Origin of the sequence: Butyrivibrio sp. AC2005, from assembly GCF_000424145.1 — a bacterium.
Classification (GTDB): domain Bacteria; phylum Bacillota; class Clostridia; order Lachnospirales; family Lachnospiraceae; genus Butyrivibrio.
On record NZ_AUJI01000009.1, the window covers coordinates 164,314 to 188,180 of the forward strand.

Genomic DNA, 23,867 nt, shown 5'->3' on the forward strand with positions numbered 1-23,867 from the left:
GGGCTTAGTTATACAACAGTAGCTTCTGCCTGGTATAATTTTCTGTAGGATTCGCATTTCTCAAGGAGCTGTGAGTGTGTTCCCTGTTCGAGGATTTTGCCGTTTTCCACAAAGAAAATAATGTCTGAATTAATGACAGTGGACAGTCTGTGTGCAATCATGATAACGGTGCGGTTTCCCTTAAAATTGTTTATTGCTTCCTGGATTTTTAGCTGTGTTTCATTATCCAAAGCAGAGGTTGCTTCGTCAAGCAGAATTATTCCAAAATCTTTCAGAAGGCATCGCGCTATTGCCAGGCGCTGCTTTTGACCGCCTGATAAGTTTACACCACCTTCACCGATAATTGAATCATACTTAAGTGGCATAGCCTCAATATCATCAGCTATGCACGCCATTTGGCATACTCTGCGCATTTCTTCCTCAGTCATATCAGGTTTTACAAGCGACAAATTATCATGGATAGATAGGTGGAATAGATACGGATTTTGGCTGACAACGGTAATGTTTCCGCGGAGTGATTCTTTATCAAGGGTTGTGATATCCTCTCCGTCCAGGTAAATTGTACCGGATTTAACTACATTAAGCTTTGTTATAAGCCTGAAAATTGTGCTTTTTCCACAGCCACTTTTTCCTACAAAGGCAGCAGTACTGCCAGCAGGGATGACAAAATTCATATCTTTTAGTATTTGCCTTGGCTTTAGTCTGGGATCGAAAGAATCATAATGGAAGTTTACATGATCAAAGCGGATTTCCCCTTTTACATCATGGAGCTTTCTGTCTCCGAATTCTTCCTTCGGAAATTCAGGACTATAAATTAATGCACAGATTCTATCGGCTGAAAGCTCGAATCCTTTTTTGAATTCCAAAAATTCTCCAAGAAGAAGAGCGGCACTGCCGTTAAGCTCAGTGTAGAAATTAAATAGAATGACTGCGGTTGCAGGTGCCATGCCAAAATTCAAAATGCACGTGGCAATTATGCATATGAACGCAAGAATAGCGATATCTCCGAACCCCCACCTGGCCAATTTAAAACGCCAGCTCGTCTGCATCATATTTATATGGCGTTGGTTTGCAAACCTTATGCGCGTTGAAATTTCATCATGAAAAGATTTTTCACTGTTCAGAGTCTTTATATCAGTAGAACCATTGACCATTTCGGAAATCATACCGGAAACACGTTCATTAGCCTGTCTGAAGGTATTATCATCGGTATACATTCTTTTGGTTCGTTTAAGTTCAATAACGGTCTTGGTTGTGATCATTATAAAAACAAATACAAAAACAGGAGGACTTATAATCAAAAAGGCAATAAGTATGCCTATGTAGTGGAACATTTGAGAAATCTCATCTGCCATTACATTAAAGCTGGTTGCCAGATTGGTGGTATCTGTAGTGAGGCGTTGTATAAAAAGTCCTCCGCCCCTGTGTTCTATGCAGGAGGTTTTGATTCGCATGGCGCTATCTACAAGGTCTACCTCGATATCGGATAGTATCCCATTATAAACCCGGTTATAGTATGTGTTACAAAAATATATACTGATATCTGCAATAACGCTCACAGCAAAAAGCATTAGTGCAGTGAGGATTATCTGATCAAGAATCTTGTCTGTGTATGAAACAATTACCTTTGCACTTGCCATTGGTAAGGCAATATTCATTAATACATTGATTAACTGTGCACTGACTGCGATGATAAAGTGCTTTTTATGACGTTTAACATATTTCCACGCAAACTTCAGGTTTTTAATGGAAGTAGTGTGAATTGGAATCGTAAAAGAAATCTGATTGCGGTCATGTTTATACTGCCAGGAGAATTTATCATTATCCTTTTGGAAAAGCGCAAGGATCTCGGGAAAAGGATCCTTTGAGGTTGTAAGATCCAGAGAGGCTCCGCCTATTGAAATCATGTAGCAGAGCTCCTCCGTGTTTTTGCGCATGCGAAAAACAAAGTCTGAATCTTCAATAAAAGCATCCTTGTATATAAGGAGCACTTCTTCTGTCATCAGGCGTACTTTAAGACAATCTGATTGCGCAGCTCCCCATTTTTTTGCGAAATCTTCTGCGGATGAGACTGCTTTTTCTATATCTGTCACATTTAATTTGCCTTGTATTTTCATGATACTACCTCAGAGAATGACCATTAAAACATTCGCTAATTGTATTCTAAAATATGATAGAAAATTCACTATAAAGAAATGATTATTTTTTCATAAATTAACTTGATGGGTCGTGGGATTTTGCGCGTAAACCATAGTGCTATGGAGCATTTCATTTGAGCAAGAAATGAATATAAAAGGTAAAGAATTGAATATATACTTTGAGAGCAATTTAATAAATAATTAAAGACAGAAAACACATATCACTTAGTCTGGATTGGGGGATTCATGGCATGAAAAATATATGTATTGATGATAATTGGACTTTTAGAAGAGGATTTGCAGATTCTATTGGAATGCTTAATGAGGATCCGGGGACATTGGTTAATCTTCCGCACGATGGAATGATTGGAACCAGGGTATATCCTGATGCTCCTGCAAAATCCGACAGCGGATATTTTGTCGGAGGACTTACAAACTATACCAGATACATAATGATTCCAAAGGAATGGGAAAATGAGTGCGTAGGACTTAAATTCGATGGTGCAATGATGAATGTCACAATCGAGGTAAACGGCTGCAAGGTAGGATGTCAGCACTACGGATATGCGCCTTTTTATGTTGATCTTACGGACTATGTGACCTTTGGCGAGGAAAACCGCATCACAATAAATTGTAATACCAGTATGTATGTTAATTCCCGCTGGTATACAGGTTCGGGATTGTACAGAGGTGCTGTACTTTGCCATGGAACCAGAGTTCATATTGTTCCTGACGGAGTATTTGTCTATACAAAGGAAGTGGCTGAGGGTTATGCCTTTCTGGATGCTGAAGTGGAGGTGAAAAATGCGACGCTACAGAACAGATTGGCAGAAGTAGAGATAACAGTATTTAGAGAAGTTTCAGGAGAAAAGGAAAGTGAGGCTTCAGAAGTTGTAGGCAGAACAAAGCGGGTAATTCAGATCAATGCCGGGAAATCAGAAATTGCGAAAATAGCGTTAAATATAAAAAATCCGGTGTTATGGGATGCGGATAATCCAAACCTCTATAGGGTAAGGGCTCAGGTTAAGAGTCTTGGTATGAACCGCACGCATTTTATTTCGGAAAAAACAGATGAAATTGATGAAGCAGAAACACTCTTTGGAATCAGGACAATAACAGTGGATTCTGTTCGAGGGCTGAGAATTAATGGTAAAACAGTGAAGCTTAAAGGTGGCTGCCTCCATCACGATAATGGTCTTCTTGGTGCAGTATCTTTATATGAAACTGAAGCAAGAAAAATAAAGAAGCTAAAGGAAGTGGGATTTAATGCAATCAGAACCGCGCATAATCCGCCGTCAGCAGCTCTTATAGAGGCCTGTGACCGAATCGGAATGTATGTATTTGACGAAGCCTTCGATGCCTGGGGTATGGCAAAGCGTGGAGGTGACTACAGCCAGTTCTTTGAAAGTGATTGGGAAAAGGACTTAACAGCATTTGTAAAAAGGGACAGAAGCCATCCATCCGTTATCTTGTGGTCCACAGGTAATGAGATTCCTGAGAGGGGAGGCCTTGATAATGGATATACGCTCGCTACAGAGCTTGCAAATACAATGAGAAGCCTTGACGGAACAAGACCTGTGAGCAATGGAATCTGTTCCCTCTGGAGCGGTCTTGATGATGAGCTTATGAAAAATCAGAGCCAAAAGCAGAATTCTTCCGAAGGTCTTATTGATACGAGTTGGGAGACTATAACTGAACCCTTTACAAATGGACTTGATGTTGTTGGCTATAACTACATGGAGGAGTTGTATGAGCGCGACCATGAGATGTTCCCGGAGAGAGTAATTTTGGGATCGGAGAACTTTCCAAAGGAAATTGGATTCAGGTGGCCCCTTGTGGAAAGACTTTCCTATGTGATAGGAGAGTTCACCTGGACTGCCTGGGATTATATCGGAGAAGCCGGTATTGGAAAAGCAGCTTATGTAGAGGAAGATGATCCGATGGTAGCGACGAACGGATGGGCACTTATGCCGCCATCGGGTTCCCCCTATCCATGGAGACTTGCTAACGATGCAGATGTTGACATCACAGGCCACATACTTCCACAAGGCGCTTATAGAAGTGTGGTGTGGGGAACCAACAATACATATCTGTTTTCAATGCACCCTGATACCTTTGGCAGGACTGAGCTTATGACCATGTGGGGATTTCCCTCAGTTGCTGCAAACTGGAATTATAAGGGATATGAGGATAAGCCAATAAGACTTGTGGTAGTTTCAAGGGCAGAAGAGGTAGAAGTATTTGTTAACGGAGAATCTGTCGGAAGAAAGCACGTCAGCACAGAGCGGCCCATGCCAAATACAGCATATTTTGATACTGTTTATGTACCGGGAAAAGTTGAAGCTGTAAGCTACGTGGGCGGTAAGGAGGTAAGCAGGGATATTCTTCTTTCTACCGGAGAACCTGCAGAAATCAGACTCATACCTGAAAAGAAGGAGATGAAGGCTGACGGTCATGATGTCATCTATGTTGGAATTGAAGTGGTTGACAGTGAAAGAAATGTAGTTCCGGATGCAGAAATATCATTAAAAGCGGAAGTGAAGTATGTTCCGGACAATGGACATGATAAAGAAGAGTCGGGCTGTGCAATCCTTGCAGGCTTTGGTTCAGCAAATCCCATAACTGAAGACAACTACACAGACGGAGAGACTACCAGCTACCGCGGTAGAGCCATGGCGATTCTTCGCGCCGGATATGAGCAGGGAGAGGCGGTGCTTACGGTTTCCGCAGAGGGATTAGAGGTAGTTCGAGAGATTTTTAAGTTGTTATAAAATCATTAAGAGTAAAAGGTATGAGGAAAGATATTATGGAGAAAAAACTGAGTTTGTGGTACGAGCAGCCTGCTTCAAGATGGGAGGAAGCACTTCCTGTGGGAAACGGAAGGCTTGGAGCCATGGTGATGGGCGGAGTTTCCAGGGAAGTAATTTATCTTAATGAGGATAGTATCTGGAGTGGGAAGCCTACAGACAGAATAAATAAGGATGCTCGGAAATATCTTGATGAAATACGAAAGCTTATCAGGGAGGGGAGAATACCTGAGGCGGAGAAGTTATCACTGATGGCCCTTTCCGGTACTCCTAACTCAGAGAGATCCTACGAAACCGCGGGGGAGTTTATCCTCGAATTTGATGGGATTGCAGATTATGAAAATTATCGAAGAGAACTGAATCTTGAGACAGGCTGCGCGTCAGTTTCATATGAGTCTGACGGAATAAAGTATTCAAGGGAGTTCATTGCTTCTTTCCCCGATCAGGTTATGGCTTATCATCTCAAGGCAGAGGACGGAAAGCTGAGCTTTTCCTGTAGGTTGGACAGATGCCACAACAGACTTGATGAAGTGTGGGCAAATGATGATGAAATTGGCTTTAATGTGGCATCCGGAACCGGGATTCCTTTTGAGGTAAGAGTAAAAGCCAGAGTGACTGATGGAGAAATATGTACTATAGGTGAGCATCTTGTGATAAAAGAAGCTTCGGAGGTGCTGCTCCTCATTGATATCCGGACGGAGTTTTATAATGGGTCATTTATTAGCAGAGTTGAAGGGTCCAAGCAGGGGAATTATGAGAAAGATAATAATTGTGAGTCGAAAAAGATGACTTTGCAGAGCGACTTAGAAAGTACTAAGGAAAATCCTGCGATTGGAAAGGATATCTTAGATAATGCAGCAAAGAAGAACTGGAGTGACATTTTTGCGGAGCATGTGAGTGAATTCAAACGAGGTTTCAATAAGTTGTCACTGCGGCTCGGTGATGGCATGGAAATGCATGAGAGTACTGTAGCGGATAATGATGCAACAAAGAAGAATGAGAGAAGTACAGCAGAGAGAAATGACACTGAGGATAGGAATAGCATGCCTACCGATAAGCGCCTTCAGGCTTTGAAAAACGGTGAAAAGGACCCCGATCTATTTGCGCTTTATTTTCAGTACGGAAGATATCTCCTTTTTTCATCCAGCCGTGGTAAGTGTCTTCCTGCGAATCTGCAAGGGATATGGAATAACAGCATGACCCCGCCCTGGGACAGTAAATTTACAATAAACATAAATGCAGAGATGAATTACTGGATTGCTGAGAGCGGAAATCTTTCTGAATGTCATATGCCTTATTTCGAGTTCTTGAAAAGAGTATGCGAAAACGGTAAAAGGACAGCCAGAAAAATGTATGGCTGCAGGGGTTCAGTAGCTCATCATAACTCTGATATTTATGCGGATACCGCGCCGCAGGATCACTATATTCCCGCAAGCTTCTGGGTTATGGGAGAGGCCTGGATGACTACCCATATATGGGAGCATTTTCTCTATACCGGGGATAAGGAATTCTTACGGAATAATTTTGATGTTATGTCTGAATGTGTGGATTTCTTCGAGGATTTCCTGATAGAAAATGAGTTGGGAGAGCTTGTCACATCACCCTCTGTTTCTCCTGAAAATGTATATATTATGGAGGACGGAACAAGAGGCTGCCTTTGTGAGGGAGCAACCATGGACATAGAGATTCTGATGGAACTTCTAAATGGATATATAGCTGCATGTGAAGTTCTTGGCGATGCTGGCTATGCGGGAGAAGAGAATTCACCAAAGGAGAAGGCTTGTACTGGAAAAGCTATAGAATCACCCGGAATATATGCGAAAGCAGCAGAAAAAGCCCGGAAAATTCTAGAAAGGCTCCCCAAAATCAAAATTGGAAAATATGGCCAGATCCAGGAGTGGATGGAAGATTACGACGAGCTTGAGCCCGGACACAGACATATCTCCCACCTTTACGGAGTGTATCCCGGAAGCTCAATAAGTTATGAAAAGACGCCCGAACTTATGGATGCTGCAAGAGTAACATTAGAGAGAAGACTTGCTAACGGAGGAGGCCACACAGGTTGGTCGAGGGCATGGATTATTGGACTCTGGGCGCATTTTCTTGAAGGGGAAAAGGTTTATGAAAATCTTGAAGCGCTGCTTTGTCAGGGAACTTTTGATAACCTCATGGACAATCATCCTTATGGAGCAGGAGCAGTTTTTCAGATTGATGGAAATCTTGGGGCTTCCGCTGCAATTTTGGAGATGCTCGTGCAGTGCAGAGATGGTCATGTAAAGCTCCTGCCGGCACTTCCCAAGGCTTTCTCAGAAGGTAGTGTAAGCGGAGTGTGCCTAAGAGGAGGACTTGAGCTTTCCATGGAATGGAAGGATATGAAAGTGACGAGTTGGGAGATTAAACGCAGAAAATTCTGTAAAGATGATTTAAACCAAGATGCAAGCCAGGTGAATCAAGATACAAGCTCCAAGGGCAGTGCATCCTCAAATTCAGAAAATCCAAGCTATGGACAGACAGAATTAATTGTCTGCGTCAACGGGGAAGAGCAGGTGTTTAAGTTATGATGGATGTAATACCGGATAAGGACAGAAGTATTTCTAAGGTTTATGAGAATAACGGTGTCGTTTTTATGGAGTCGGAAGCAGGGACTCTTCGCGTTATTCCGCAGAAGGGCGGAATAGTCAGGGTTTCCTTTTCAAACGATGGCGTGTTTTGCAAGGAACAGGGAGAGGATTTTGCAGATTATACGGGAAGTATTGAGTATACGCTGGCAGAGAGAGCAGCTTTTGATAATACTAAGACTATAAACTGCGAAAACGGAACAAGCAACACTGATAATTGTATGGGTTATGTCAGAATAATAACTCATGAGGGTGAAGTACGTATAGACAAGACCGTCGGTGCGATATCTTTTTATAATACAGCAGGTGAACTCCTGCTCTCTGAAAGGATAAGCCATCCCAGGGAACTTGAGAAAATCTCCCTTTACAGGATGGTAAATGCAGATAATGCACAAATTGAGGAAATCGTCACCGCTGACGGAGTTAAGAAAAAGGTAAAGGCAGCTGACCGGGAAGAGTATGGGACAGCTTATAAAACCAGAACTTATTTTGAATTCGACGATGAGGAAATTCTGACTGGATTTGGACAGGGTGAAAATGGTGAGTGGAACTTAAGAAACAGCACCTACTATGTGCATCAGGCAAATAGGAAAATTGCTATGCCCATGATGATCTCCAGTAGAAACTATGGATTACTCTTTAGTACAGAGTCACTTATCATGTTCTCTGAAACTGCGGACAAGGCCTATATTCAGACTGAGGCGGATTATTACCTCGACTACTATTTCCTTTTTGGGAATGATCCTTTTGATGTTGTGAAAAACTACAGACGGCTGACAGGAAAGGCTGCGATGCTTCCTCTTTGGACCTGCGGCTATATTCAGTCAAAGGAGCGTTACAAAAGTCAGGCTGAGATTCTGGAGACTGCTGATGAATTTCGAAAAAGAGATATCGGTTTGGATTGTATAGTCCTTGACTGGATGAGTTGGGAAGATGGAAAGTGGGGACAGAAGAGCTTTGATAGGGTGAGATTCCCCGATCCAAAGGCGATGACTGACAAGCTTCATGAAAGTGGAATACATTTCATGATGTCCATTTGGCCTAATATGAGTGAGGGCACGGAAAATAACAGAGAGTTTAAAGAGAGAGGACTCCTCCTTCCGGGAATGAGTATATATAACGCTTTTTCAAAAGAAGCGAGAGATTTGTACTGGTCACAGGTTGAGCGGAGTCTCTGGCAGGGCGGTGTTGATGCCTGGTGGTGCGATTCAAGTGAACCCATAACTCCTGAGTGGGAACACAGTATTGAACCTGCTGATAGTGAGAAATATTTTGAGTTCAGGGAAAATGCTTCTAACATAATGCCGCTTGAAAAGGCTAATGCCTTTAGTAAATATCATGCGCAGACAATATGGGACGGCCAGAGAAACAGTAGTAAAGCCAAGCGCGTTGTGAATCTTACAAGAAGTGGTTGGGCAGGAAGCCAGAAGTATGGAACTATTCTTTGGTCGGGAGATATTTCTGCCAGCTGGGATACCCTGGCTAAGCAGGTGAGAGTAGGCCTTCAGCTGGCCGCAAGTGGTATGCCCTATTGGACACTGGATACAGGTGCTTTTTTCGTGAAAAAGGGTATTCAGTGGTATTGGGATGGCGATTATTCAAAAGGAATAGATAATGCGTACAAAAAGCTATATGTAAGATGGCTTGAATATGCAGCATTTTTGCCGGTTTTCAGAGCACATGGAACTGATGTGGAAAGAGAACCCTGGGCATTTGGAGAGAGAGGAGATAAGTATTACGAAGCGATATGCGAGACCATAAGGAATCGCTATAAGCTGATCCCTTACATATATTCACTTGGTGCCTTCGTGCATTTGGAAGACGGCATGATAATGAGGCCGCTCATGTTTGATTTTAATAATGATGAAAAAGCAGTAGGGATCTCGGATCAATTCATGCTGGGCGACAGTCTTATGGTGTGCCCTATAGTTGAAGAATCCGGTGTTAAGGATAAATGCGGAGAAGAAAACTTTGCAGAGAGTGATATAGATACACGCAATATTTATCTTCCTAAAGGCGCCGGATGGTATGAATTTACTTTAGGAGAGTTGATTGAAGATGATATGAACAGACTGAATCCTGCCATCAAGAATTATACTGAGGAATCTGGGAGTGCTTCTTTCCACAAGTATTATGAGGGCGGTCAGACAATCCGATATCAGTGCCCTATAAACAGAATTCCTGTTTTCGTTAAGGCGGGCTCAATAATTCCAACCAAGAAACCACAGGGATGTACTGATGCTATGAAAGGTGAGAACATAGAAGTTCTGATATATCCGGGGGCCGATGCAGAATTCAGACTTTATGAAGATGCAGGAGATGGCTATGGTTATGAGAATGGAGAGTACTGTATAACAGAGCTTTCCTGGAATGAAGAAGCTAAGAGTTACTCATATTCATCCTCGGGAGATTTAAGATTCCGGGAGGGTGAATTGAAGTTCAGATTCCCGGTTACTTATTCCTGATAAAAATATTTGCACAATCTGTCCGTTCCATTTTGCAGTTTTCCTGAAGTTCTTTATAAAATGGACCGGACAGGGTGACACTCATCGGCAATTGGACTTGCCGTTTATTTTCATAAAACACCTGCAACAGTTTTATATATTTCTTCGAGTTTATTTAAGTGCGTCTCAAAGCTATATCCCTCATCAGCGAGCTTAAGACTTTGTCTGCTTGCTTCTTCCCAGGAAGCTTTGTCAGAGAAATATGAGATGATGCCGTCTGCCATTCCGTCAACATCCTGAGGGCGGTATAGTTTTCCGTTTACATCCTTGGATACAACCTGAGGAATGCCGCCTACCTCGCAGGACACGATGGGAAGAGCATAGCCCATGGCTTCAAGGATTGACATCGGCATGGCTTCCATATGGGACGGAAGAAGGAAAATAGCACTCTCTCTTAGAAGCTTTTGCTTTTCATCACCGCGTATCCATCCGGGGAGTATGACAGTGTCTTCGAGATGTAGTCTTTTTATTTCAGCCTCTGTTGGCTGTGTTTCTCCTGTTCCGCCAAGAATGAATTTGGCCTGGGGGAATACCTTCGTTACCTTATCTGCAATAGCCGGAATATCAACTACCCCCTTCAGCTCATCAAATCGTCCCAGATATAATATCTGCTTTCTGTCAAAGCGTTCCTTCATTGCTTTTTCGGAAATCATTTCAGGAACAATAACACTGTAATTTGGTACAACCTCTATTTTTTCCGCAGGTACGATTGCCGATATTTTTCTTTTCCATTCTTCGGATAAAACAATCAATTTTGTACACTGACCATAGCTTTTTTCTACCATACGTTTTTTCCAGGTAGGAGCGTTAGTGTAGAGGTCATCAAGGGCAGAGCCATGGATGTGGTTTACGATTGGAATCCCTGCATTATATGCCATCTGAATTATCGGATATTTTCTGAAAAAACTGGGTCCGAAGGATGAGTGTACATGAACTATATCCGGGCGGTTTGCCCTTAAAATGTGATGAAATTCGCGGTAACACTTAAGAGCCTTAGCAAGCTTGGTGAACTTTGAACCATCACAGTAGGATTCGACATAGGTTATATCAAAATCCTTTTCAAGACGGCTGTTGTAATAGCCGCTTGTGACAGCAGCGATGCCGCCCTTTACATTAGGATCCTGAACAATCATACAGATTTTTAATTTTGTATTAGAAGTTGTGATTGATTTTGACATTGATTTTCTCTTTTGAGTTTTCATTTTTCTTATATATTACTATTGCACGCGAAATAAAGCTACTTTAAGTATTATCTGATAATAAGGTAAGCTTACTGAAATGAGGGAAATTTATGTGTAGAACATAATTTATGTTAAAATAATAAGTATAAGTATTATCAAATCCGTTTAAAGGAGGGTTCTCATGGAACTTAAGAAAATAGATAAAGACTTCACAGTATGTAAGGTTCAGGATCTGAGTAAGGTAAAACTGGACAGAGAGTATGTTTTCATAAGTAAGACTGATGAAGAAATCTCGGTTGTTTGTGAGACTGATGATGTTCCGGAGAATACTACTGACAGAAGTGACGGGTTCAAGGCCCTCAGAATCGAGGGGAAGCTTGATTTCTCACTCATAGGGATTTTATCCAAGATATCGACGGCGCTTGCAAAAAACAATATAGGGTTATTTGCAATATCAACCTATAACACAGACTATATTCTTGTGAAAAAAGAGGAATTTGATAAGGCAGTAGCTGTGCTTGATGAAAAGGGATACCGAATTTCGGAGTAAATGGTGCAGATGATCAAAACATGGAGTATAACACAAATAAAAGTTGAATAACTAATGACAGCGTAATTAAAAAACAAATACATGTAAAATTATAAAAATAAGAAAGGTACATACAACCAATGAATTCAGAAACCAAAAAGAAATTAGACTACGTGCAGGCTGTGCTCAAGGAGGCAGAGATGTATGCCCATGCAAGCCGCCTTTTAACATATGATCAGGAGACAATCTGCCCTGAAAAAGGTATGGAGGAGCAGGGAGAAATCACTGCATTTTTACAGAATCAGGTATTCAAGCTTCAGAAACAGGCTGAGTTTGAGGATGCGATGCTCTATCTCTACGATCACAGAGACGAGCTTGAGGAGTTTGACAGAGTTTGTGCAGAGCAGCTTCACAGAGATTATGCAAAGACCAGGAATATTACTGCAGAGAAGCAGCTTGAGTTTTCAAGAATAATGAACAAGGCATTTGTGGACTGGTCAGCTGCAAGAAAGAATTCCGATTTTTCAATGTTTGCAGACTCTCTTAAAAAGGTAAGAGATGCCAATATAGAGATGGTAAAGCTCCGCGATCCGGAGGACATTGCAGCCGAAGCACCAACTGATGGCAATAAGGCTCCCAGCCTTGATCCGTCAAACAAATACTATGTAATCGGTCAGCTTATAAATGACTATGAGCGGGGAATTACGGTAGAAGAGCTGGATGAATGTTTTGAACACTGTAAGGAGAGACTTGTTCCGCTTCTTAAGAAAATCATGAGCAGCAAGAAGAAAATCCGCACAGATTTCATGCACAAGGAAGTTACTGAAGAGCAGCAAAGAAGGATGACCGACTATCTTATCAGCGTAATCGGATATGATCTTACAAGAGGTGCATATTCTACTTCCGAGCATCCCTTTACAGACTGGATGGGTAAGAATGACATCCGCATAACGACGCATTATTATCCCACAGATTTTGCAGCAAGTATGTACTCCATTATCCATGAGGGAGGACATGCTTTATTCGAGATGTATCAACCCGGAGAGAACTATGATCATTTCATTGAAGGTGGAAAAACTCTTGGAATGCACGAGTCAGTTTCCAGAATGTACGAGAACAGAATCGGACGTTCAAGAAGCTTTATCAAACTGATTTATCCCAAGACCTGCGAGATATTCCCTGAGGTTATGGATGGAGTGTCAGAGGAGGAATTCTACGAGGCAATTAACGTGGTAGAGCCTTCCCTTATAAGAACGGAATCTGATGAGTTTACCTACACTTTCCACATCATAATCAGATATGAGATTGAAAAAGAAATAATAAGTGGAGACATAGACATCGCGGATATACCCCGCAGATGGAGAGAAAAATATGAGGAGTATCTGGGAGTATCACCCAAGACTGACAGAGAAGGTGTTCTTCAGGACGTTCACTGGGCATCAGGATTCGGATACTTCCCCACCTATTCCATGGGTAACATGTACAACGCCATGTACTACAACCGCATGAAAAATGAGATAGATATCGACAAAGCGGTTGAAAGCGGCGACTTTGCAACCATAAACGGCTGGATGACCGAGAACGTGTTCAAAAAGGCTGACAGACTTTCTCCTGCAGAGTGGATAAAGGACATCACCGGCAGAAACTTTACAGCAGACGACTTCCTTGACTATCTTGAAGAGAAATATTCTGCGTTGTATGAACTGGAATAATACTATAAAGCCTTCTCATATGTGAGAAAATGATGATAAAAATCTTCTGTGTGAGAAGCTGATGAAATAATAAAGCCTTCTCATATGTGAGAAAATAATGATAAAAATCTTCTGTGTGAGAAGCAGATGAAATAATAAAGCCTTCTCATATGTGAGAAAATAGTGATAAAAATCTTCTGTGTGAGAAGCTGATGAAATAATAAAGCCTTCTCCTTGGGGAGAAGGTGTCAGCGAAGCTGACGGATGAGGGGAAATGAAAACAACCGCGCATCGTGTAAAGTTCATATTATATGTGGTACTAATGCTCATAAGTCTCTTCCTTGGCGGAGTTGCAATCGCCTACAGATGGGAGATTTTGTGGGTTCTGTTCTTTACGCTCCTTTTTGCCCTTTTCCTTGTGCTCGCAGGATACGTATATATGTCGAGCCAGAGAGACTCTGCTTACGATGTCTTAAGGAAGCAAAAGCTCCATGACGAGGAAGATGCCAGAAGACGTATGGAATACTTTGCCAACATGTCTCACGAAATCAGAACACCCATAAATGCGATTCTCGGATACGATGAACTCATACTCAGAGAGTACAATGATCCTGCGCTCAGGCAGTATGCTTATAACATTCGTTCTGCCGGAAATACCCTGCTCTCACTCATCAATGATTCACTTGATTATTCCAGAATTGAAGCGGGCAAGATGGAACTGTTCCCCACTGAATATGATTTGAGTGTGGTTATAGAGGATATGATGAGCCTTATCCGCCCCAGAGCACTGGCGAAGGGACTTGACCTCAAGGGGTATGTTAATGAAAATATCCCCCGCAGACTATATGGCGATGCGGAAAGACTAAAGCAGTGTATAGCAAATATTCTCACCAATGCTGTGAAATATACCGAAGAGGGTGAGATAGATTTTTCTGTTGATTATGAAAAAATAGAATCCAAGGCCGGAAGCGATGGTGAGGAGATAATTCTCAAGGTGGCCGTAAGAGATACCGGTATAGGAATTAAAAAAGAAGATTTGCAGCGTCTTTACAAACCTTTTGAGAGAATCGAAGAAGATAAGATAAAGACCATAGAGGGAAGCGGACTTGGAATATCCATAGTAAGACAGATTCTTGCTCTTATGGATTCAGAGCTAAAGGTTGAAAGTATCTACGGTGAAGGAAGTAATTTCCATTTTTCAATAAAGCAAAAGGTAGTGGGGAGTGAGCCTATCGGAGACTTTGAGCAGAGTTATGCCAGAAGCGTAATGGATAAGAATCACTTCAAGATCAGTTTTACAGCACCGGATGCCAGAGTGCTTATTGTTGATGATGCAGAATTAAATCTGGCAGTTATGGAGAGCCTTCTCAACGGCACAGGAATTCAGGTGGATTCAGCCCTTTCTGCTACAACGGGGCTTGAGCTTGCAACGGGGAATAAGTATGACATGATTTTTATCGACCTTTTGATGCCCGGAATGAGCGGTGAAGAAATGACCACAATGCTTAAAAATACAGATGGTATTAATTCGGATACAACCTGTATCGCACTTACTGCCGGCTCACGTCAGGAAGTAAGGAGTGTATATAAAAAGCAGGGCTTTACGGACTATCTCCTTAAACCTGTTGTGTTTAAAGAGATTGAGGCCATACTTCTAAGGTATCTTCCGGATGAGAAGATTAAGAAAAAAAGCTCATCTTCAAATAAGAGGAAAAAGGCAGGAATTCCGATTCTTGCAACGGAGGAGAAGCTTCAGGAAGCATATAAGATTTTGTCTCAGAGGGAGTCTTTGAATTGATTCTTAAGTACAATATTTTTCTTGAACTGGCGGTGATACCGCTGGACTTTATATTGTTTGTGTTCTTCCTTTTGCGCTACAAGGACAACACAAGAGTTAACAGGGAGTTTAAACTCTTTTCTTTTCTTGTGCTCTGCGGAACGGTTCTCGATGTTATAAATGCAATTGCCATAAGCCTTGGAAATGTGGTGCCTGTTTTTCCGAGATATCTTTTGAACACGCTAAATTACGTATCCGCAACCTTTGGTGCCTTTCAGTTTGTGAGATATGTTATTTCCTATGTCGGCGAGCAGTACAACAGAACCACAGGTGCTTTCATTAACCGCGTGCTTCTGGGGATTTATGCGCTTATTATGTTCCAGAATATATTTTTTGGAACAGTTTTTTCATACCTTCCAAACGGTGACCTGGCAACAGGGCCGCTGTTTATGATGGTTGTTTATGCATATCCGCTTTACTACATTATGTGCGGAGGTGTATTTATTCTAAGTCACAGTGAGAGCTACGCCAGAAACATGAAATATGCCCTTGCTGTGACCTTTTCATTTGTTGTGATTCTTTATGGCGTTCAGATGTTTTTCTATCAAAATCTCCTGGTTACGTTTTTTGTTGCCTCCCTTGCAATGCTTGTAATGTTCCTGACTCTGGAGACACCGGACTATGCACAGCTTAGACGTACTCTCGAGGAACTGTCTGTTTCCAAAAGGGAGCTTGAGGCGTCAAGTATTAGAGCGACCGAAGCAAGTCATGCCAAGTCAAGGTTCCTTGCGCAGATGTCCAATGATATCAGAACTCCTGTTAATGCGATTATGGGATATTCCAATCTGATTCTTGCGGATACAGAGGAGGAGTCTACCAAGGAGTATACGAGACGAGTTAAGATTTCAGCAAAACGCCTTCTTACATTCTTTGAGAACGTCCTTAATTATGTGTCGGAGGAAGCAGATGAAAACGGTCCAAGGCGTCTTCCTTCCATGGCGGAGCTGATAGAGAGAACGGATGAAAATGAATTCCTTGATTCCGATGGAAATTCTGAGAGGTCGGAAATTATCGGCGCATCCGAGATGAGAATTCTGGTTGTGGATGATACACCTATGAATCTTGATCTTATGGTGAGAATGCTGACACCAATGGGATTTACTGTAGATACAGCGGCTAATGGGCAGCAGGCGGTTATGCAGGTAAGGAAATTCCGATATGATCTCATTTTTATGGATCATCTGATGCCTGTTATGGACGGTGTTGAAGCATTAAAACAGCTTAGAGATGAACAGCTCTGTGACAATACTCCGGTTATCATGCTTACGGCCAATGCCATAGCAGGTCAGGATGAGGAGTATTTGAACAAAGGCTTTGCGGCATATCTCACAAAGCCCTTTACCGAGGATATGGTGCTTGATATTCTGAAGCAGTTTTTATCAGGAAAAGGGAAAATGCTAAGTGGCGAGATGGAGCTTAGCGCATGGGAGAGCCTCCAGGAAAAACTACCCATGGTCAGAGTGGCTGATTCCAGAGAATATCTGCTTCATGATATTAAACTTTATAAAAAGATACTGGAAATATACGCAAAAGAAGATGTCAGCTCAGAACTTTCAGCAGCCATAAGGCATGGTGATTATGAAGAGAGCCTCGCGAGAATAAGATCAGAGCGCGACAAGGCAATGCTTATAGGCGCTGAGAACTTGGTGAAAATCGCAGACAAGCTTGAGAACTTGTGCCAAAAGAAGGAATTCGAGCTTTTACGCGAGAGAATAGGCGCGTTTGTATCAGAGAGAGACGCACTGTCTGAGGCCATAAATAAGGGGATAGTGTGAGGTGAAATGAATTGAGTAAGAAATTATTGGTAGTAGATGATTCCGAGACGGAGAGATTTTTTATATCGGAGCTTGCTAAAAAAATAGAAGACGTGGAAATTGATGATGCAGCCGGCTTTTCGGAAGCAAAAGTGAAGCTTGCCGAGAAAAAATATGACCTGATACTCATTGATTCCTACATGCTTGAAGGAACCGGTGCTGAGCTAAGACGCATTATCTTGGAGGAAAATCCCGGAGGAAATGCCGAGACAGCCGCCATCGTTATGGGCCATGAATCTGATTTTGAGGACGGATACCTAAAAGAGAACGGCTTCATAAATTATCTCGAAAAACCTATTGAATTCAATATGCTTAAGGCAGCAATCTCGCTGTACACATAATATTTACCGTTAAGGTAATTACCTTAAAGAGTAATGAATAAAGCAATCTTTTGAAGAGAATAATTAAAGTAATCTTTCGGAGAGAAATAAATAAAGCCTTCCCCTTGGGGGGAAGGTGCCCGTAGGGCGGATGAGGGGAACATGCTTCTACACAATTTATCATTCGGACTGTCTGCAATCCTGTACGACATCTTAATCTGCATATTCTTAACCATGACATATACAGACTCTTCCCAGACCACAAAGGCCTTCAGAAGGTTTGCATACTGTCTCATGGCAGCGACTGTGATAGATACTGCAACCGTAGCAACAGAAATGTACGCCGGTATGGTACCTGTTGCAGGCCATTACATCATGCATTCATTAAATATTCTTTCGGCAACTGTTGCAGCCAATTCCTACGCAGAATACATAGTTGCAGCAGCCAAGGTGGATATAAAGGAAACGCTTCTTTATAAAATCAACCTGGCCGTCATAATCACTCAATGCTTTATGATGGTTCAGAACGTATACACCGGAAATGTATTCATATGCATGGAGGATGGAACCTACATTACAGGCATGATGTTCCTTGCATGCTCGCTGCTTCTTCCCTGCTACTATATCCTGCTTGCTACAGGATTTGTAGTCGTAAACCGGAAGGGATATACAATTCTGCAGCTGTTTAGCATTGCTGTGGCCACACTGATGGTTATTGTGATGTATATGGTCCAGATGCTGTGGCTTAAGAATGTTATGCTGATATTCTTTGCTGCTTCGGTAGCGCTTATTATCCTGCTGTTCACGCTGGAAACACCTGATTATCACAGACTTGAAAAGACAATCGGTAAGCTCGAATCTGCTCAGAAGGAAGCTTCGGAAGCAAGAAAAAGGGCAGAGGAAGCAAATGAAGCAAAGAATGATTTCCTATCCCAGATGTCACATGAAATAAGAACACCCATTAATTCGATTCTCGGATTTGATAACCTGATTTTGGAAAATACCAACGATGCGAGGATTTCTGAGTATGCATCAAAAATAAAGGGTGCAGGGGAGACACTTCTTGCATTTTTCAATAACCTCCTTAATCTGATCGCACAGGACCCGGGGGAGGATGTTGATGTCAGCAAGTTTTTTGATTATTCGGCACTGCTGGATACGGACATTGATGAAACTATCGTGCCTATAATGCCCAAGGCTCAGGTTCTTGTAGTAGATGATAATGCAATGAATGTGGACCTTATTTTGAAAATCCTGAATAAGACAGAAGCACAGATCGATACTGCGGTAGATGGGCAGAAGGCTCTCATGAAACTAAGGAAAAAGACCTATGATCTTGTGGTTATGGATCATATGATGCCAATAATGGACGGCGTAGAGACGCTGAGCATAATGAGAGAGGAACGCCTTAGCAAGGATGCACCTGTTATCATGCTGACTGCAGGTGGACTAAGAGGCGATGAGGAACGCTTTAAGGAGCTTGGATTTGATGCATACCTGACCAAGCCTGTTGTGGCTGACAAGCTCTATAGTCTTCTTATTGATATAATGCCCTCTAATCTGATAGAGCAGAGAGCATCTCTTGAGCATCTTTTTTACATGGAAAAGGAGAAGACGTCCAGGATACAGGAGACTCCTGCATCCGATAAGCCTGTACAGCCGGTGGTGCCATCTAAAAAGGATATGGCAAGTGTTTTCCCTGAGCTCAATGTGGAGAACGGACTTAATTTCTGTATGGGAGATGAGGATTTTTATATATCCCAAATACAGATGTTTGCTGAGAGTAATAAGGGAGAAGAGCTGTCGGAGTTTCTCAAAAATGATGATTTCGAAGCTTATCTTATCTCCGTGCATTCCTTAAAGAGCACGGCTAAGACCATAGGCGCAGACATGCTTTCAGAAGAGGCACTGGCGCTTGAAGATGCAATTAAGGAAGGAAAAACTGAGGCTGTTCGTGAAGGACATCCTGCCCTCTTTGAGCATTTTAATAAATTAAGTGAGGAGCTACTGGATGGAATTAAGGAATATACTCAGGAAGAGCAGATAGATACTGAGGATATTGCAAGGCAGCAGGGTATGGGGACAGGGCTTCCTGCGCAGATACTTCTTGCCCTGGCAAATACCGTTGATTCCAGAGACATAAACAACCCAGGCAGATCCATGAGGGTTGCAAAATACTCCTCAGAGCTTGCAAGGAGACTTGGTAAAAACGAAAGCGAGCAGCAAAATATTTACTACATGGGACTTGTGCACGATATAGGAAAACTCATTATTCCTGAAAAAATTTTGAGAAAACCCGATAGACTTACTGAGGATGAGGCTGAGATTGTAAGGCAGCATCCTATAATCGGTTATGAAATCCTGAGGAATATATCAGAGATGCCTGGACTTGCCACGGGTGCAAGATGGCATCATGAAAGGTATGATGGTACCGGTTATCCCGACGGTCTTGCAGGCGAGGAGATTCCTGTTGAAGCCAGGATTATCGGAATTGCCGATGCTTATGATGCCATGACTTCTGAGAGGCCTTATGCGCCTGTTATGCCACCTATGCGCATAAAACAAGAGCTCGAAAAAAACCGCGGAAAGCAGTTTGATCCGGCTCTTGTGGATGTACTTATTTCTATGATTGATGAAGCTTAAGTAAAATAATACGATGAAGGATCAGAGATTTTTCATGGTGTACTCTGACAACATCCTGTTTGCTTCTGCAAGGCTCTCTCTTCGGATGTGGACAGTGTCACCATCCTTCATCTTAAATATCTGAAGACCTCTGTCTACGCATTTTGCGTGGGCAAGATTTACCAGATAGCTCTGGTGACATCTAAGGAAAGAATCATCCGGCGTCTGGGCTTCGATGTTATCGAGCTTACCGGTAAGCTGAAGAGTTGCGCCATTAGCCATGTGCATGTACAGGGTATGTGAACTCTGCTCGACATAGCATATTTTTTCAAATGAAAAGGTCATGTCTTTTCCGTTTATTCTTACGGTAACACCGCCCTGAGTGCCCTTCATCTGGGCTGCAAGCTCCAATACTTCGCCCACCTCAACGGGATCAAAGGGCTTCATCAGATATCTGATTACCCTGTTTTTATATCCCTCCATCGCATGATCCTTACTGGAGGTCGCAAAAACTATAGGTACGGAAGCGTCGATGTTCCTGATCTTGCCTGTGGCATCAATACCGCCCATACCGGGCATTAGAATATCCATGAAAATGAGATCATATAATCCGGGACGGAAGGCATTTAAAAAATCCTCTCCGGACTCGAAAAGATTGACTTCTGTGCCGGGACGACTCTTGTCGATAATGAATTGAAGCTGACGCCTCTGAGTCATCTCGTCATCGCATATTGCAACTTTCAAAATGTCTGAACCAGCCATGGTTTTACCCCTCGAAAATTTATATTTCTATCATATCACAAAAACGGAAGATTTTGATACCCCGTATCACAATTATTACGTTTGTCAAGTACGAATTATGAACAAAACTGTTCATATTCCGTAATATTTTATCCATAAAAAGCCGATATAATAATATGCGTAACTTTATGTTCGGAAGTCCTGAATAAAGTTTTGGACGGAAGGTGATGGGGAGATATGAGACAATACAGTTTGGGCAACAGACTAATCACGTATCTGTGTTTTTTGTATGCCATTTGCGTGATTATTCTGTCCCCTTGCTGCGGTATAGGAACCAAGGCACAGCTTGTATACCGCAACAAGGTGATTTTTACAGCGCCGAGTGCAGAGAAATTATTTGATGGCACTCCACTGACAGAGCAGATTGATGTGACTGCACAGGGCCTGCCTGAAGGCTTTACTTACAAGGCAGTTGCTGAAGGAAGCGTAACTTATCCTGAGGATAATGCGGAGAATAACAATATTGTTACTGATTATGTGATTTATGATCCCAGCGGACTTAATGTGACAGAGAAATTTGTTAACGTAGAGCTCCGCCCCGGTACACTCAGAATAAGCGAAAAAGAAGCAGTCCTCGGAGCCAAGAGAGATGAGGATGGTGAAGAGGTAGATACATCAGAAGAAGTAGAAGAGTCTACAGATGATTCAAATATTGGAGAAACTGTAGAAATAAATGATGAAAATACTGCGAAATCTGATAAAATAAAAAAGAATGATACTTCATTAGAATTGATTCTGTACAGCTTCTTGATAATAATTATGCTTGCTGTCTTTGTTATTTTCATGATGGATAGCAATAAAATGAGGGAAAAATGAAATCTATTCAGGAAAAGATAACCCTGCTTACGACAATAGCTATCCTAATGGTTGCTGCTATTGTCGGTGGGACAGCTGTTTTGACCCTCAGGCAGGCAGGAGATTATGATTCAGCTCAGATACTTAATCTTACCTGTCAGACTGAGACTAATTTAATCGATAGGAATCTGTTAGACACAGAGGAAGCCGTCAATATTCTTGCCGACTATGCAGTTGAGCGTCTTTTTTCAGTTGAAAAGCTTGCAAACGATGATACCTACAGAGATAGCTACACCGTGCAGCTTGCCAATCTTTTTTCAAATATAGCAGAGAATGTTCCCGGTACAGTTTCATATTATGTGAGATATAATCCGGAGATTATGCCATCTGACAGTGGCCTTTTTTACAGGAGAGATACGCTGGAGGATGAGTTCTTTTTTGAACAGCCTACAGATATAAAGAAATTTGCGGCAGATGATATAGAGCATGTTGGCTGGTGGTATATTCCCGTTCAGCATAGTGAGCCTACATGGATGGAGCCGTATCACAATGCAAATATAGATAAGGATCTTATTTCTTATATAGTTCCTCTCTATGAAAACGGAGTACTGATCGGTATTGCCGGAATGGACATTGATTTCCATGAACTGGTAGATCGTGTAAAAGCCATAAAATGTTATGATACCGGTTATGCATGTCTTGCAAATGATCAGGGTGAGGTATATTACAATCCGCATTACGAAGCAGGCGTAGCCATGGAAGAGATGGATATGTCAGGGGATCTATCCTTCGAAAGTGAGAGTAATGGAGACACTCCTTTATCCTACACACTTGCATCGGTAGAAAAGATGCTTTCATACAGAACGCTGTCAAATGGAATGCGACTTATCATAACAGCTCCGAAGAGCGAGATTATGTACATGAGTAACAGACTCATGAGAAGAGTAATAGTTTCTACTATAATAGTACTGTTCACATTCCTTTTCCTTACTATAATGGTAAGCCGCAGAATTACAGATCCTCTTAAGAGACTGGCTCATGTGGCTCGCGAGATCAACGATGGTAAGCTGGAAGTAGAGTTCCCTAAGGAGACCAAGGATGAGGTCGGAGATCTTACTCATGCGATGGAGAAGATGGTTCATCACTTAAAGCACCATATCGATGATCTGAACTCACTTGCATATCATGATTCTCTTACGGGAGTTAAAAACAAGACTGCATATGACGATGCTGCATCAAGGCTTGATATGCAGGAAGGTGAGAAGGAATATGGCATAGTTGTATTTGATGCTAATAACCTCAAGAAGATTAACGATACCTACGGACATGAGCGTGGAAATATTTATCTTCAGAATGCATGTCGCCTGACCTGTAGGATATTTAAAGGAAGCCCGGTATTTAGAATCGGCGGAGATGAATTTGTGGTCATACTCCAGGGCGATGATTACGATAACTGCTACAAGCTTCTCAGAGACTTCGATGTTGAGGCTGAACGCCATAACTTAGAGACTGAGAATGAATGGGAAAAGATAAACATTGCAAAGGGCATGGTCAAGTATGATCCTGAAACCGATGCAAATGTGGAATCAGTTTTCAAACGGGCTGACGCAAGAATGTATGTTGCAAAGCAGAAAATGAAACTGGCAGAGATGGTATGATTGAAAATTCACTAAAGGGCACCCTAAAGACTATATCTTGTGGGTGCTTTTTTTTGACCACAAGAGACGAAGAAAAATCACAGATTATTCTAGTTGTCAAGTACGGAATATGAACAGATTCATTCATATTTCGTATCTTGAGGGAAGTAATAATTTTGTATAATTTATCTGTGAAGTTTTGATTAAAATATATAAATTTTTTTTTGAAGGGGGAAGACTATGCATAAGACTATCGCGAGAAAACTTGCGATTCTTCTGACACTTGTGGTATTGGTTACGACCTGCGGCGCAGATTATAACAGTATACCGGTTAGTGCTACTTCAGAAGAAGCAATTCCGAATCCGGATGAGCAAGTTTCACAATCCACAGAAGATGATTATAGTGACCTTTTCACCGAGAGTATTGGTGATGAACAGGGACAGGAGGACGTCTCTGAAGAACCTACACAGGAGGCAGCTCCTGCAGAGGAAGCAGCTCCTGTAGAGGAGAATACCGAAACTCCTGCAGAGGAAGTGGCTCCCGTAGAGGAGAATACTGAAACTCCTGCAGAG

14 protein-coding genes and 1 pseudogene are annotated in these 23,867 nt (G+C 42.0%); 12 read left to right on the plus strand and 3 right to left on the minus strand.

The genetic code is table 11. From position 1 onward, the window contains the following. Positions 1 to 8: 8 nt before the first annotated feature. Entirely contained in the window at positions 9 to 2,117 is a 2,109-nt protein-coding gene (locus tag G602_RS28440; protein WP_049944982.1) for an ABC transporter ATP-binding protein, read from the minus strand. Positions 2,118 to 2,389: 272 nt separating this feature from the next. Here G602_RS28440 and G602_RS0100685 point away from each other — a divergent pair, with 272 nt between their 5' ends. From G602_RS0100685 to G602_RS24680, 3 genes are read left to right on the plus strand one after another with little or no spacing between them, the layout of a single operon-like run. Next, entirely contained in the window at positions 2,390 to 4,909 is a 2,520-nt protein-coding gene (locus tag G602_RS0100685) for a glycoside hydrolase family 2 TIM barrel-domain containing protein (RefSeq protein ID WP_026657165.1), read from the plus strand. A gap of 35 nt (positions 4,910 to 4,944) precedes the next feature. Next, complete coding sequence (locus G602_RS24675; protein ID WP_049944983.1) at positions 4,945 to 7,506, plus strand: glycoside hydrolase family 95 protein; 2,562 nt, start codon at positions 4,945 to 4,947, stop codon at positions 7,504 to 7,506. Next, positions 7,503 to 10,028, plus strand: a complete 2,526-nt coding sequence (locus tag G602_RS24680) for a glycoside hydrolase family 31 protein (protein ID WP_049944984.1) — start codon at positions 7,503 to 7,505, stop codon at positions 10,026 to 10,028. The genes G602_RS24675 and G602_RS24680 overlap by 4 nt, the downstream gene beginning before the upstream one ends. Before the next feature lie 110 nt (positions 10,029 to 10,138). Here the strand turns inward: G602_RS24680 and G602_RS0100700 are convergent, their stop codons facing one another. After that, positions 10,139 to 11,245, minus strand: a complete 1,107-nt coding sequence (locus G602_RS0100700; RefSeq protein ID WP_026657166.1) for a glycosyltransferase family 4 protein — start codon at positions 11,243 to 11,245, stop codon at positions 10,139 to 10,141. A gap of 184 nt (positions 11,246 to 11,429) precedes the next feature. Here G602_RS0100700 and G602_RS0100705 point away from each other — a divergent pair, with 184 nt between their 5' ends. The 6 genes from G602_RS0100705 (at position 11,430) to G602_RS28445 (ending at position 20,082) form a co-directional block, all read left to right on the plus strand. Further along, the gene (locus tag G602_RS0100705; protein WP_026657167.1) at positions 11,430 to 11,798 is read left to right on the plus strand and encodes an ACT domain-containing protein; all 369 of its coding nucleotides are present in this window, start codon (positions 11,430 to 11,432) and stop codon (positions 11,796 to 11,798) included. A gap of 119 nt (positions 11,799 to 11,917) precedes the next feature. Then, on the plus strand, positions 11,918 to 13,489 hold the full coding sequence (locus G602_RS24685) for a carboxypeptidase M32 (protein WP_081675785.1): 1,572 nt from the start codon (positions 11,918 to 11,920) through the stop codon (positions 13,487 to 13,489). Between the two features lie 253 nt (positions 13,490 to 13,742). After that, complete coding sequence (locus tag G602_RS24690; RefSeq protein ID WP_081675786.1) at positions 13,743 to 15,266, plus strand: ATP-binding protein; 1,524 nt, start codon at positions 13,743 to 13,745, stop codon at positions 15,264 to 15,266. Then, on the plus strand, positions 15,263 to 17,080 hold the full coding sequence (locus G602_RS0100725; RefSeq protein ID WP_026657169.1) for an ATP-binding response regulator: 1,818 nt from the start codon (positions 15,263 to 15,265) through the stop codon (positions 17,078 to 17,080). Before G602_RS24690 ends, G602_RS0100725 begins: the two co-directional genes overlap by 4 nt. Before the next feature lie 11 nt (positions 17,081 to 17,091). Continuing rightward, a complete protein-coding gene (locus tag G602_RS0100730) occupies positions 17,092 to 17,460 on the plus strand; it encodes a response regulator (RefSeq protein WP_026657170.1) in 369 nt (122 codons plus the stop codon). A gap of 141 nt (positions 17,461 to 17,601) precedes the next feature. Next, positions 17,602 to 20,082 carry an HD domain-containing phosphohydrolase gene (locus G602_RS28445; RefSeq protein WP_049944987.1) on the plus strand — a complete coding sequence of 827 codons (2,481 nt, stop codon included), beginning with the start codon at positions 17,602 to 17,604 and terminating at the stop codon, positions 20,080 to 20,082. Positions 20,083 to 20,103: 21 nt separating this feature from the next. Here G602_RS28445 and G602_RS0100740 read toward each other — a convergent pair whose 3' ends face one another. Further along, positions 20,104 to 20,823 (minus strand): LytR/AlgR family response regulator transcription factor, encoded by a 720-nt coding sequence (locus G602_RS0100740; RefSeq protein ID WP_026657172.1) that lies wholly within the window; start codon positions 20,821 to 20,823, stop codon positions 20,104 to 20,106. 216 nt (positions 20,824 to 21,039) lie between these two features. Here G602_RS0100740 and G602_RS0100745 point away from each other — a divergent pair, with 216 nt between their 5' ends. From G602_RS0100745 to G602_RS32155, 3 genes and pseudogenes are all read left to right on the plus strand, one after another. Further along, a complete protein-coding gene (locus tag G602_RS0100745) occupies positions 21,040 to 21,678 on the plus strand; it encodes a hypothetical protein (RefSeq protein WP_155829649.1) in 639 nt (212 codons plus the stop codon). After that, a complete protein-coding gene (locus G602_RS0100750; protein WP_026657174.1) occupies positions 21,675 to 23,315 on the plus strand; it encodes a sensor domain-containing diguanylate cyclase in 1,641 nt (546 codons plus the stop codon). The genes G602_RS0100745 and G602_RS0100750 overlap by 4 nt, the downstream gene beginning before the upstream one ends. Before the next feature lie 219 nt (positions 23,316 to 23,534). Beyond that, positions 23,535 to 23,867: pseudogene (locus tag G602_RS32155) on the plus strand (hypothetical protein); the annotation flags it as partial.

What these genes read in the sequence shown, in the direction of transcription:
- G602_RS0100705 (WP_026657167.1), top strand. Translation starts at nt 11,430, where the DNA reads ATGGAACTTAAGAAAATAGATAAAGACTTCACAGTATGTAAGGTTCAG.
- G602_RS28445 (WP_049944987.1), top strand. Translation starts at nt 17,602, where the DNA reads ATGCTTCTACACAATTTATCATTCGGACTGTCTGCAATCCTGTACGAC.
- G602_RS0100745 (WP_155829649.1), top strand. Translation starts at nt 21,040, where the DNA reads ATGAGACAATACAGTTTGGGCAACAGACTAATCACGTATCTGTGTTTT.
- G602_RS28440 (WP_049944982.1), bottom strand. Translation starts at nt 2,117, where the DNA reads ATGAAAATACAAGGCAAATTAAATGTGACAGATATAGAAAAAGCAGTC.
- G602_RS0100685 (WP_026657165.1), top strand. Translation starts at nt 2,390, where the DNA reads ATGAAAAATATATGTATTGATGATAATTGGACTTTTAGAAGAGGATTT.
- G602_RS0100700 (WP_026657166.1), bottom strand. Translation starts at nt 11,245, where the DNA reads ATGTCAAAATCAATCACAACTTCTAATACAAAATTAAAAATCTGTATG.
- G602_RS24675 (WP_049944983.1), top strand. Translation starts at nt 4,945, where the DNA reads ATGGAGAAAAAACTGAGTTTGTGGTACGAGCAGCCTGCTTCAAGATGG.
- G602_RS24685 (WP_081675785.1), top strand. Translation starts at nt 11,918, where the DNA reads ATGAATTCAGAAACCAAAAAGAAATTAGACTACGTGCAGGCTGTGCTC.
- G602_RS24690 (WP_081675786.1), top strand. Translation starts at nt 13,743, where the DNA reads ATGAAAACAACCGCGCATCGTGTAAAGTTCATATTATATGTGGTACTA.
- G602_RS0100750 (WP_026657174.1), top strand. Translation starts at nt 21,675, where the DNA reads ATGAAATCTATTCAGGAAAAGATAACCCTGCTTACGACAATAGCTATC.
- G602_RS0100740 (WP_026657172.1), bottom strand. Translation starts at nt 20,823, where the DNA reads ATGGCTGGTTCAGACATTTTGAAAGTTGCAATATGCGATGACGAGATG.
- G602_RS24680 (WP_049944984.1), top strand. Translation starts at nt 7,503, where the DNA reads ATGATGGATGTAATACCGGATAAGGACAGAAGTATTTCTAAGGTTTAT.